This is a genomic window from Caulobacter sp. GW821-FHT12D05 (assembly GCF_058807295.1).
The window spans coordinates 1,254,525-1,266,906 of the sequence record NZ_JBXAQO010000001.1 but is presented as its reverse complement, the minus strand read 5'-3'; the positions used below and the strand labels follow the sequence as shown (position 1 = coordinate 1,266,906).

The 12,382-nt window shown below is 67.4% G+C and carries 9 protein-coding genes; 8 read left to right on the top strand and 1 reads right to left on the bottom strand.

The genetic code is table 11. The features are described 5' to 3' along the window. The first annotated feature begins 6 nt into the window (after positions 1-6). From AC1RRR_RS05560 to AC1RRR_RS05535, 6 genes are all read left to right on the top strand, one after another. A complete protein-coding gene (locus tag AC1RRR_RS05560; protein ID WP_492811187.1) occupies positions 7-1,167 on the top strand; it encodes an alginate lyase family protein in 1,161 nt (386 codons plus the stop codon). Next, positions 1,160-2,275 carry an aldose epimerase family protein gene (locus tag AC1RRR_RS05555; RefSeq protein WP_492811185.1) on the top strand — a complete coding sequence of 372 codons (1,116 nt, stop codon included), beginning with the start codon at positions 1,160-1,162 and terminating at the stop codon, positions 2,273-2,275. Before AC1RRR_RS05560 ends, AC1RRR_RS05555 begins: the two co-directional genes overlap by 8 nt. A 121-nt stretch (positions 2,276-2,396) precedes the next feature. Further along, positions 2,397-4,646: a TonB-dependent receptor gene (locus AC1RRR_RS05550; RefSeq protein WP_492811183.1), complete on the top strand. Its 2,250-nt coding sequence runs from the start codon at positions 2,397-2,399 to the stop codon at positions 4,644-4,646. Further along, positions 4,643-6,310, top strand: coding sequence for a carboxylesterase/lipase family protein (locus tag AC1RRR_RS05545; RefSeq protein ID WP_492811181.1), 1,668 nt, complete (start codon positions 4,643-4,645; stop codon positions 6,308-6,310). The genes AC1RRR_RS05550 and AC1RRR_RS05545 overlap by 4 nt, the downstream gene beginning before the upstream one ends. After that, complete coding sequence (locus AC1RRR_RS05540; protein WP_492811180.1) at positions 6,307-7,008, top strand: TetR/AcrR family transcriptional regulator; 702 nt, start codon at positions 6,307-6,309, stop codon at positions 7,006-7,008. The genes AC1RRR_RS05545 and AC1RRR_RS05540 overlap by 4 nt, the downstream gene beginning before the upstream one ends. Continuing rightward, positions 7,005-7,787, top strand: coding sequence for an SDR family oxidoreductase (locus tag AC1RRR_RS05535; RefSeq protein WP_492811178.1), 783 nt, complete (start codon positions 7,005-7,007; stop codon positions 7,785-7,787). The genes AC1RRR_RS05540 and AC1RRR_RS05535 overlap by 4 nt, the downstream gene beginning before the upstream one ends. On the opposite strand, the gene AC1RRR_RS05530 is transcribed toward AC1RRR_RS05535, so the two are convergent. Beyond that, the gene (locus AC1RRR_RS05530; protein WP_492811176.1) at positions 7,780-9,114 is read right to left on the bottom strand and encodes an MFS transporter; all 1,335 of its coding nucleotides are present in this window, start codon (positions 9,112-9,114) and stop codon (positions 7,780-7,782) included. The genes AC1RRR_RS05535 and AC1RRR_RS05530 overlap by 8 nt on opposite strands. 197 nt (positions 9,115-9,311) lie before the next feature. On the opposite strand from AC1RRR_RS05530, the gene cyoA reads away from it, so the two are divergent. Continuing rightward, the gene (gene cyoA, locus AC1RRR_RS05525) at positions 9,312-10,364 is read left to right on the top strand and encodes a ubiquinol oxidase subunit II (protein WP_492811175.1); all 1,053 of its coding nucleotides are present in this window, start codon (positions 9,312-9,314) and stop codon (positions 10,362-10,364) included. 18 nt (positions 10,365-10,382) lie between these two features. After that, the gene (gene cyoB, locus AC1RRR_RS05520; RefSeq protein ID WP_492811173.1) at positions 10,383-12,380 is read left to right on the top strand and encodes a cytochrome o ubiquinol oxidase subunit I; all 1,998 of its coding nucleotides are present in this window, start codon (positions 10,383-10,385) and stop codon (positions 12,378-12,380) included. Positions 12,381-12,382: the final 2 nt, after the last annotated feature.

Here is a 12,382-nt window from a genome sequence, read left to right as displayed (position 1 = left end):
GTACTCATGAACCGACGCGATTTCTTCCTCGGCACGGCCCTGGCGCTGACGGCGTTCGGGACCGCGACGGCGGCCCCGCTCGACATCGCGGCCATCGACCGCGCGCGCATCCTCAAAGCCGCCGACCGCTATCTGGGTGAGGCGCCGGTGACGATCACCGCCTTCGCCGCGCCGCGCAGCCCTGGCAGCCGCCAGGACTACTACTCCGAGGCCGACTACTGGTGGCCAGACCCGGCCAATCCTAAGGGGCCGTACATCCGCAAGGACGGCTACTCCAACCCCGACAAGTTCACAGCCCACCGCGACGCGGTGATCCGTCTGGGCGTCCAGCTGCCGGCCCTGGCGGCGGCCTATAAGGTGACCGGCCAGGCGCGCTACGCCGAGCATGCCGAGAAGCATCTGCAGGCCTGGTTCGTCGCGCCCGACACGCGGATGAACCCGAACCTGGAGCACGCCCAGGCGATCATCGGTGTGAACACGGGCAGGGGGATCGGCGTCATCGACACCCTGCACCTCGTGGAGGTCGCCCGCGCCGTCTCGGTGCTGAGGGCCGCGCGGTCCAAGGTCGGCGTCTATGCCCCGACCGTCGCCTGGTTCGACGCCTACCTGACCTGGATGAGCACCTCGGCCAACGGCGTTGAGGAGCGCGACCAGAAGAACAACCATGGGACCTGCTGGGCGCTGCAAGCCGCCGAGTTCGCGCAACTGACCGGTCGCAAGGCCGAACTCGACGTGGCGCGCGGCCGGATCAAGACCCTGGTCCCCGGCCAGATCGCCGCCGACGGCTCTCAGCCGTTGGAGCTGGTCCGCACCAAGCCCTACGGCTACTGCCTGTTCAATCTCGACGTCCTAGCCGCCTGCGCCCACGTGATGTCGACGCCCGGCGACAATCTCTGGACCTACAAGGGGGCGACGGGTGGCTCGATCGCCGACGCCCTAGCCTACATGGCTCCCTTCATCGCCGACAAGAAAACTTGGCCGAAGCCTCCCGATGTCGAGGCCTGGGACGGCTGGCCCGTCCGCCAGCCCAGCCTGCTGTTTGGCAGCCTGGCCCTGAAGCGTCAGGACTATCTGGCTCTCTGGCGCAAGCTTGACCCGGACCCGACGCAGGCCGAGATCATCCGCAACTACCCCCTCCGCCAACCGGTGCTCTGGATCGATGCGTAGACTGTTCCTGGCGGGCCTCGCCGCCTTGCTCGCGTCCTCGGCCCAGGCCGCCGACGTCAAGCGTGAGCCGTTCGGCGCGACCAAGGTCGGCGTGCCGGTCGAGAAGACCATCCTGCGCAACGATCTGGGCATGACCATCGCGGCCATCGACTACGGCGCGACCCTGACCATGGTCAGCGCCCCCGACCGGGCCGGCAAGTTCGAGAACGTGATCCTCAACCTGCCCAGCGTGGCCGCCTACGAGGCGAGCGCGCGGCGCTGGGCTTCGGCGATCGGCCGCTATGCCGGGCGGATCACGGACGCCAGGATCACCGTCGACGGCAAGCCCTACGCCTTGCCGGCCGGCAATAACAACATGACCCTGCATGGCGGCCCGAACGGTTACGACAAGCGGGTCTGGACCAGCCACGCGGTCAGCGACGCCAAGTCTGTGGGCGTGGCCTTCGAGCTGCACAGCCCGGACGGCGACCAGGGCTTCCCCGGCGCGCTGGACGTCACCGTGACCTATCGGCTGATGCGCAAGGCCAACGAACTGCACATCGACTACGCCGCCCGGACCTCGGCCCCGACGGTGCTGAACCTGACCAACCACGGATTCCTCAATCTGGCCGGGGCTGAGAGCGGCGACGTCCGGAGCCAGATCATCTGGCTTGACGCCGACCGTTATGCCGAGGTCGACGCCCGTAAGGCCCCGTCGGGCAAGCTGTTGCCGGTTGAAGGCACGGTGCTGGACTTCCGCAAGGCTCGCCGCGAGGGCGAGGCGATGAAGCTGGACGACCCGCTGCTGTCGCCGTCCCAGGGTTTCGACCACAGCCTGGTCTTCCGCGCGGCCAAGCCCGGCGTGCGCTCGGTCGCTTGGATGGAAGACCCCGTCAGCGGTCGCCACGTCACGGTGCTGACCGACCAGCCCTCGGTGCAGATCAACAGCGGCAATGGCTTCGACGGGACCGAGAAGGGTCCTGGCGGCGCGACCTATCCGAAATATGCGGGCTTTGCCTTCGAGACCCAGCACCTGCCCGACAGCCCCAACCAGCCGGCCTTCCCGTCGACCGAGCTGCGGCCGGGCAGGGTGTTCAAGTCGACCACCATCCTGAGGTTCTCGAAATAGCGCGCTCACAATACTGACTGTCGAGTAAGTCAATATTGACACACGCGTCAGCATGATGCGACGGTGAACGCTGTTCGCGGAATAGCGCCAAAAAGGCGCGGCCGGCGACAGGGAGGGAACCATGAAACGCATCGCCTACACGGCGTCGGCGCTCGCGCTGACCATTGCCGCGCCCGCTATCGCGCAAACCGCTTCCAAGCCGAGCTCGGGGGCTGAGCAGGTCGACGAGATCGTTGTCACCGCCACCCGGCGCAGCGAGCGCCTGCAGGACGTGCCGCTCAGCGTCACCGCCTTCTCGCAGGCCGAGCTGACCAAGAAGGGCATCGTCAACTACGAGGGCATCGCCCGCGAGACGCCCGGCGTCGTGCTGAACCGCGCCAGCGACAACAATGTCCGCTTCACCGTCCGGGGCATCTCGACCAACGGCTGGGGCGCGGGCCTGCAGACCACCACGACCATCTATCTGGACGAACTGCCGCTCACCACGATCGGCAACACGGTGACCCTGGATCCCAACCTCTATGACGTCCAGCGGGTCGAGTTCCTGCGCGGGCCCCAGGGCACACTGTTCGGCTCGGGCTCGCTGTCGGGCGCCCTGCGGGTGCTGACCAAGAGCCCGGACCTAACCGGCTACGATAGCTCGGCCCTGGCCGACATCGGCTACACCCCCGACAGCGAGGGCTGGCGCCAGCGCTACAACGCCATGGTCAACCTGCCGCTGATCAAGGACGAGCTGGCCCTGCGCCTGGTCGGCTTCTACCGGGACGAGGACGGCTACGTCGACAACCTGGGCACCGGGGTCAAGAATTCCAACAAGCTGAAGAACTGGGGCGGTCGCGGCATCCTGCTGTGGAAGCCCAACGACCGGCTCAGCGTCCGCTTGCTGGCCTCCTACGAGGACAGCAACCCCAAGGACTCGGCCCTGACCTCGCCGAACCTGGGCGACCTCAAGCGCTACAGCACCGTTCCCGACCAATATACGTCCAAGACCCAGGTCTATAACGGCACGGTCGAGTACCAGGTCGATGGCGCGCGCCTGACCAGCTCCTCGACCTATTCGGTCGCCGACAGCCTGTTCAATGTCGACCTGGCGGGGACTTTCGCGTTGGCGGTGCCGTTCTACCTGTTCGACAGCTTCACCTCGAAGACCTTCGTGCAGGAGACCCGCCTGGCCTCGGACGCCGGCGGCAAGTTCGACTGGGTGGCGGGCGGCTTCTACCTGCACCGCGACACCGACCTGAACGGCGAGAACCGCTCCAACGCCGCCTTCCTGACGGCCCGCAAGCTGACCGGCCTGCCGGGCGCCACCTTCTCCAAGTTCGGCAGCGACACCCGCACCTACGAGCTTGCGGGTTTTGGCGAGCTGACCTACCACCTCAGTGACAAGCTCTCGGCCAGCGGCGGCGTGCGCTACGGCAAGTACGGCGGCGAGGTCGACACCTATGCCGGCTTCAACTCGGCCTATTTCACCTATGCGCTGCTGAACCTGTCCGGGCCGCTGGCCCTGACGCCGAACGCCCCGGCGACGACCAAGTACCCGTCGGCCTCGAAGGCGTCGTGGAAGGCCAGCCTGACCTACAAGCCCTCGCGGGATCTGACGACCTACGCGACGGTCTCCACCGGCTATCGCACGCCCGTCTACAACGCCCGCGCCGGCAGCGTCAGCACGGTGACGCCCAGCGACCTGATCATTCCGTCGGGCGCGGGTTCGGACAACCTGACCAACTACGAGGTCGGCCTGAAGGGCCGCTTCCTGGACGGCCGGCTGACCGCGGCCCTGGCGGCCTATTATATCGACTGGAAGAACATCCAGGTGCAGGCCAACCGCCAGTCGGACTCGATCCAGTTCGCCACCAATGTCGGCCGCGCCGCCTCCAAGGGCCTCGAGGCCGAGGTCAGCTTCACCCCGGTCAAGGGCGTGCTGCTGGGCATCAACGGCTCGCTGAACGACGCCAAGGTCACCGAGCTGAGCACGTCGGAGGCCACGATCTCCGGCGCGGTCGACGGCTCGCGCCTGGCCTCGCCGCACGTGCAGGGCTCGTTCTTCGGGACCTTCAGCTATGACCTGCAAGGCGGGGCGCAGGGCTTCACCAGTTTCCAGGTTCAGCATGTCGGTTCGTTCCCGAACGGTTTCCCCAACACGCCGGGCAAGGCCGGGACCCAGAGCCCGCTCTACGGTTTCACCGACCGCTACACCTATGTGAACCTGCAGACCGGCGCCCGGTTCGGCAGGACCACGGTGACGGTCTATGGCGAGAACCTCGGCAACAGCCGGGCCACGACCTACATCCATCCGGAAGCCTTCGTGTACAGCCGCTTCGCCGTGCTGCGGCCGCGCACCTTCGGCGTCCGCGTGGGCTACAACCTGTGAGCCGGCTCTGGGCCTGCTTGAGCCTGGCCGTCGCTGTCCTGGCGGCAGCGGCGGTCCGGGCGGAGGAGGGGCGAGTCCAGGTCCGCCAGGGCGCGCTGCAAGGCGTCTCCGAGGCGGGTGTCTCGGTCTACAAGGGTGTCCCGTACGCCCAGCCGCCGGTGGGGCCGTTGCGCTGGCGGGCGCCGGTTCCGGCTGAGGGCTGGACAGGCGTGCGAGGCGCCAAGGCCTTCGGCCCTGCATGTCTCCAACCGCCGCAAGCGCCGAACGGCCTCTATTCCGGCGGCCTGGCCCCGATGAGCGAGGATTGCCTGAGCCTGAACGTCTGGGCGCCGGCCGGCGGCAAGAAACTACCGGTCATGGTCTGGATCCACGGCGGCGCGCTGTTGGGCGGCGGCAGTTCGGAGCCGCTCTATGACGGCGCCAAGCTGGCCAAGCAGGGCGTCGTCTTCGTCTCGATCAACTACCGTCTAGGCCTGCTGGGCTATTTCGCCCATCCGGCGCTGAGCGCGGAGTCGTCCCAGAAGCTGTCGGGCAATTACGGCCTGCTCGACCAGATCGAGGCGCTGCGTTGGGTGCGCGACAACATCGAAGCGTTCGGGGGCGATCCGAAGCAGGTCACCATTGCGGGCGAGTCCGCCGGCGGTCTGTCCGCCATCGCCCTGATGGCCAGTCCGCAGGCCAAGGGGCTGTTCCGGCGCGCCATTGTCCAGAGCGGCTATATGCCGGCCTATCGCGCCCTGCACGAGTCGACCCTGGGTCTGCCCTCGGCCGAAGCGGGCGGCGAAGCGCTGGGCGCGGCGGCCGGGGCCAAGACCGCCGAGCAGTTGCGGGCGACCGACCTCGTCACCCTGTTCAAGGCGGGCCTGGCCACCGGCTGGCAGCCCGAGCCGGTGATCGACGGCGTGACGCTGCCGCGCCAACTGGTCGAGACTTTCGCGCGCGGCGAACAGGCCAAGGCTGACGTCCTGGCCGGCTTCAACGAGGGCGAGATCCGCTCGTTGCTGTTCCTGATGCCGCCCGCGCCAGCGACGTCGCCGGCGTATGTCGCTGACGTGCGGAAACGCTTCGGCGCCAAGGCCGACGCCTATCTGGCCGTCTATCCTGGCGCGGACCCAAAGGCCGACGTCATGGCCTCGATCCGTGACGGGCTCTACGGCTTCGCGGCCCAGTATCTGGTGCGCCAGCAGGCGGCGGCTGGGCGGGGCGGCTATCTCTACTATTTCCGCCACAGCACCCCGGCCCAGAAGGCCCGCGACCTGGCGGCCTTCCATGCGAGTGAAATCCCCTACGTCTTCGGCCAGGTCGGCGAGGGCGCCAAGCTTGGGCCGAACTGGCCGCGACCGCCGCTGACGGCGCAGGAGACGGCGCTGTCGGACGCCATGCTGAACTACTGGGTCTCGTTCGTCCGAACCGGCGTACCGGCCGCGCCGGGCGAGACGGCGTGGCCGCGCTTCACAGCCAAGGAGCGCGGCTACCTCGACATCGACGACCGGCCCGTGGCCGCGCGCGACCTGCAACCGGCCGCCTACGGCTGGGCCGACGCCCTGGTCGCCGAGCGGCGTGCGAAGGGCCAGGCTTGGCGGCTCGACATCGGCTTCTCGGCCTTCCCGCCGCAGGGTCACGTTGACGGCCCGGGCGCGAAGCGGCAACCAGAGGCTCGATGAGCACCGACCAGACCCAAGAGGCCAAGGCGCCCCGCCACAAGGCCCGCGCCCGCGAGCAGTCGATCGAGCGGATCCTGGACGCCGCCGAGCAGCTGTTCGCCGAGTTCGGCTATCACGGCGTCACCCTGAAGGACGTCGCCGCGCGGATCGGGGTCAGCTCGACGCTGATCCACTACCACTTCAACGGCAAGGAGAGCCTGTTCGAGGCGGTGTGGGCGCGGCGGGCTCCGGTCTCGGCGCAGAACCGTCTGGACGCGATGCGACGCTATGCCGAGGAGGTGGGCGACAAGGTCACGGTCGAGGGGGCGCTGCACGCCTGGATCGACACCGACCTGAACGTCCAGATCCACGACACCGAGCAGTGGCTGGCCTTCGGCCAGATCAGCGCCCAGGCCAACAGCGCCGCCGGCTGGGGCGCGGAGAAGATGGGCAAGTACTTCAACCCCGTCGTCCTGGCCCTGATCGACCTGCTGAAGAAGGCCATGCCCGACTGTGACGAGGCGACGATCTTCTGGGGCTATCACTTCGTCTCGGGAGCCATGACCCACAACATGGCCCGCACGGGCCGGCTGGATCAGCTGTCTCACGGCCTGTGCTCGTCCAACGACTTCGAGTCCATTCGCCAGCACATGGCGACCTTCATGGCCGCGGGCTTCAAGGCGATCTGCCAGTGCCCGCCGGCGGAGACCGCGAAATGACCAAGACCCTCGGCGGCCTGTTCGACCTGACCGGCCGCGTGGCGATCGTCACCGGCGGCTCGCGCGGACTGGGGCTGCAGATCGCCTCGGCCCTGGGCGAGTACGGCGCGACGCTGGCGCTAGTGGCCCGCAAGCCGGCCGAACTGGAGGCCGCCGTCGCCGAGCTGGCGGCCAAGGGGATCCAGGCCGAGGGTTTCGCCGCCGACCTCGGTGCGCCCGACGCCGCCACGGCCCTGACCGAGCGGGTGCTGGCGCGCTATGGCCGCATCGATATCCTCGTGAACAACGCCGGCACAGTCTGGGGCGCGCCGGCCGAGGACTATCCGATCGAGGGCTGGAACAAGGTCATCGACCTGAATGTCACCGGCCTATTCCTGCTGACCCAGGCGGTGGCGCGCGAGGCGTTCCTGAAACAGGGCAAGGGCGCGGTGGTCAATGTCGCCTCGATCGAGGGGCTGATGGGCCACCATCCCGACCAACTGGGCACCATCGCCTACAACACCGCGAAGGGCGCGGTGGTGAACATGACCCGGGCGCTGGCGGCCGAGTGGGGCCCGCGCAATATCCGGGTCAACGCCGTGGCGCCGGGCTACTTCCCGTCGAAGATGACGGCCGTGACCATTGGCGACCATGGCGAGCGAATGCTGCGCGACACGCCGCTGGGCAAGCTGGGGGGCGAGACCGACCTGATGGGGCCGGCCTTGCTGTTGGCTTCGGACGCCGGCGGCCACATGACCGGCCAGATCCTGGTGGTCGACGGCGGCGCGACGATTATTTGAGCGCTTTCCGCTGGCGATTGCGGTCCAGGGTCAGGGCGACCAGGGTCGCGATCGAGCCGGAGGCCAGATAGAGGCCGATGGCGGGCAGGCCCCACAGCGAGGCGAGGCCCAGGGCGGCCAGCGGCGCGAAGCCCGCGCCGATAAGCCACGACAGGTCCGAAGTCAGGGCCGCGCCGGTGTAGCGATAACGCTTGGAGAAGCGCGAGCTGACGGTGCCCGCCGCTTGGCCGAACGACAGGCCCAGGATCGCGAAGCCGACCACGACATAGATGGTCTGGCCGACCGAGCCGCCGTCCAGCAGGCGCGGGGCCAGCAGGCTGAAGCCGCCGATCAGCAGGGCCGACAGGGCCAGCTGGTTCTGACGGTTGATGCGATCGGCGATCCAGCCCGAGGCCAGGATGCCCAGCACGCCGACGACCGCGCCGACCAGCTCGATGCGCAGGAAGGTCAGGGCCTGATTGCTGTCATGCAGCGCCACCCACGACAGCGGGAAGACGGTGACCAGGTGGAACATGGCGAAGGTGGCCAGCGGCGCGAACATGCCGATCAGCACGTTGCCGCCCTCGGCTCGCAGCAGCGAGGCGATCGGGGAGGGGCGCAGCTCGCGCTTCTCGAACAGGGCGCCGTATTCCTCGGTGGCGACGATGCGCAGGCGGGCGAACAGGGCCACCACGTTGATCGCGAAGGCCGCGAAGAACGGATAGCGCCAGCCCCAGTCCAGGAAGTCGGCCGAACCCAGGCTGGCGACGAAATAGGCGAACAGGCCGCTGGCCAGCATGAAGCCGAACGGCGCGCCCAGCTGCGGGATCATGGCGTACCAGCCGCGCTTGTTCTCGGGCGCGTTCAGGGCCAGCAGCGAGGACAGGCCATCCCAGGCGCCGGCCAGCGCCAGGCCCTGGCCGATGCGGAAGGCCGCCAGGGCCCAGATAGCCAGAGGGCCGGCGACCGCGTAGCCCGGCAGGAAGCTCATGGCCGCCGTGGAACCGCCCAGCAGGAACAGGGCGACGGTCAGCTTGGCCCCGCGGCCGAAGCGCCGGTCGATCATGCCGAAGATCACCGAGCCGATCGGCCGGGCGATGAAGGCCAGGGCGAAGATCGCGAAGGCGTACATGACGCCGGTCAGGCGATCGACGAACGGGAAGAACAGCTGCGGGAACACCAGCACCGAGGCGATGGCGTAGACGAAGAAGTCGAAGAATTCCGAGGTGCGGCCGATGACCACGCCCAGGGCGATCTCGCCAGATCGGACGCCGTGGGAATCGGCATGCATCCGGCGCGCATCGCGCTCCAGGCCGGATGAGGTGGGTACTGTGAACTCTTGAGCCATGAACTGACGCGCCTATTCCTCGTTTCCGTCCCAGTTTCCAAATGTCGCGCCGCCTTTTTGGCGGTCTGGAGGCGAGCATGGGGCCAAGGGACGCGATCTGGCAAACGCCTTTGCGGCGCTTCCGCTCCGAGCGTGACCGGGGCCTAGGACAAACGGTCCAATGTCGCAGTGCAGCAGACTGCCCTATCGGCCGCGCTATGCGTCCGAAACTCCTTCCGTCGCCCCGTGTTTTGGCCAAGTTGGCCCTGTTGCCCGCGCTCCTGGCGCTGGGCGGCTGCGACTGGGTGGTGATGAACCCGTCCGGCGATATCGCCATGCAGCAACGCGACCTGATCATCGTCGCCACCGTGCTGATGCTGGTGATCATCGTGCCGGTGATCGCGCTAACCCTGTTCTTCGCCTGGAAGTACCGGCGCTCGAACGAGGACGCGCCCTATGATCCCGACTGGCACCACTCCACGCGCCTGGAGATCGTGATCTGGGCCGCGCCGCTGGTGATCATCACCATCCTGGGCGCGGTGACCTGGACCAGCACCCACCTGCTGGACCCGTACCGTCCGCTGGACCGCCTGGCGCCCGGCCGCAGCGCCGAGAACGTCAAGCCGCTGAAGGTCCAGGTCGTGGCGCTCGATTGGAAGTGGCTGTTCATCTATCCCGAGCTGGGCGTCGCCACGGTCAATGAGCTGGCCGCGCCGGTCGACACGCCGATCGATTTCCAGCTGACCAGCTCGTCGGTGATGAACTCGTTCTACGTGCCGGCCCTGGCCGGCCAGATCTACGCCATGCCCGGCATGACCACCCAGCTGCACGCGGTGATCAACAAGCCCGGGACCTTCGACGGCTTCTCGGCCAATTTCAGCGGCGAGGGCTTCTCGCACATGCGCTTCAAGTTCCACGGCATGAGCCGCGCGGACTTCGAGCGCTGGGCCGCCGATGTCCGCAAGGGCGACCAGCGCCTGGACGGCCCGCGCTACCTCGTTCTGGAAAAGCCCAGCCAGAAGGCTCCGGTGCAGAAGTTCGCCTCGGTCGATGCGGGCCTGTTCGATAGGGCCGTCAACCGCTGCGTCGAGCCGGGCAAGATGTGCCAGCACGACATGATGCGCATCGACGCCAACGGCGGCCTCGGCATGGCCGGCGTCTACAACGTCACCACCCTCGAATACGACAAGCGCGTACGGCGTGGCCAGGAGGGTGGCCTGCGAGCCTTCGTCGCCGCGCTCTGCGCCCCGAAGTCCGCCGAAGCGCGCTGATTGAAAGTCTAGAGAGCCATGTCCCCGGACCTCGTCAAATTCATCTTCGGCCGTCTCACCTGGGACGCCATTCCGCTGCACGAGCCGATCCTGCTCGTGACCTTCGCCATGGTGGCCCTGGGCGGTCTCGCCGTCCTGGCCCTGCTGACCCGCTACAAGCTGTGGGGCTATCTGTGGCGTGAATGGCTGACCAGCGTCGATCACAAGAAGATCGGCATCATGTACATCATCCTGGCCATCATCATGCTGCTGCGCGGCTTCGCCGACGCGCTGATGATGCGGGCCCAGCAGGCGATGGCCTTCGGGGCCAATGAAGGCTACCTGCCGTCGCACCACTACGACCAGATCTTCACCGCCCACGGCGTGATCATGATCTTCTTCGTGGCCATGCCGCTGGTCACCGGCCTGATGAACCTGGCCGTGCCGCTGCAGATCGGCGCGCGCGACGTGGCCTTTCCGTTCCTGAACAATTTCAGCTTCTGGATGACGGTGGGCGGTGCGGTGACGGTGATGCTGTCGCTGTTCGTCGGCGAGTTCGCCCGGACCGGCTGGCTGGCTTATCCGCCGCTGTCGAACCTGGCCTACAGTCCGGATGTCGGGGTCGACTACTACATATGGGCGCTGCAGATCGCCGGGGTGGGGACAACCCTGTCCGGCATCAACCTGGTCGTGACCATCATCAAGATGCGCGCGCCGGGCATGAGCCTGATGAAGATGCCGGTCTTCACCTGGACCTCGCTGTGCACCAACGTCCTGATCGTGGCGACCTTCCCGATCCTGACCGCCACCCTGGCCCTGCTGACCGCCGACCGGTACCTGTACACGAACTTCTTCACGAACGACTTCGGGGGCAACCCGATGATGTACGTGAACCTGATCTGGATCTGGGGTCACCCCGAGGTCTACATCCTGATCCTGCCGGCCTTCGGCGTGTTCTCCGAAGTGGTCTCGACCTTCTGCGGCAAGCGCCTGTTCGGCTACAGCTCGATGGTCTACGCGACCGTCGTCATCACCATCCTGTCGTACCTGGTGTGGCTGCACCACTTCTTCACGATGGGCTCGGGGGCGAGCGTGAACTCGTTCTTCGGGATCACGACGATGATCATCTCGATCCCGACCGGGGCCAAGATCTTCAACTGGCTGTTCACGATGTACCGCGGCCGCATCCGGTTCGAGGTGCCGATGCTGTGGACGCTGGGCTTCATGGTCACCTTCGTGATCGGCGGCATGACCGGCGTGCTGCTGGCCGTCCCGCCCGCCGACTTCGTCCTGCACAACAGTCTGTTCCTGATCGCCCACTTCCACAATGTGATCATTGGCGGCGTGGTGTTCGGCATGTTCGCCGGCATCACCTACTGGTTCCCCAAGGCCTTCGGCTTCAAGCTGGATCCGTTCTGGGGCAAGGTCTCGTTCTGGTGCTGGCTGGTCGGCTTCTGGGTCGCCTTCACGCCGCTGTACGTGCTGGGCCTGATGGGGGTGACGCGCCGCGTCAGCCACTTCGAGGATCCGAGCTTGCAGATCTGGTTCGTGATCGCCGCCCTGGGCGCGGTGATCATCCTGGGCGGCATCCTGGCCTTCATCGTCCAGATCGTCGTCAGCATCCGCAACCGCGAGGCCCTGCGCGACGAGACCGGCGACCCCTGGGGCGGCCGGACGCTGGAGTGGTCGACCTCGTCGCCGCCGCCGGCCTACAATTTCGCCTTCACGCCGGTGGTCCACCAGCTGGACGCCTGGTGGGACATGAAGGCGCGCGGCTATGAGCGCCCGACGACCGGCTACATCCCGATCCACATGCCGGCCAATACCGGCGCGGGCGTGATCCTGGCCGGGATCAGCACCGTGCTGGGCTTCGCGCTCATCTGGCACATCTGGTGGCTGGCGGCGGTGTCGTTCGTCGCCCTGATCGTCACGGCGATCGCCCACACCTTCAACTTCAAGCGCGACTACTACATCCCGGCCGAGGAGGTCGTCCGCGTCGAGGACGCCCGCACCGAAGCCCTGCGGAGCCTGACCTGACC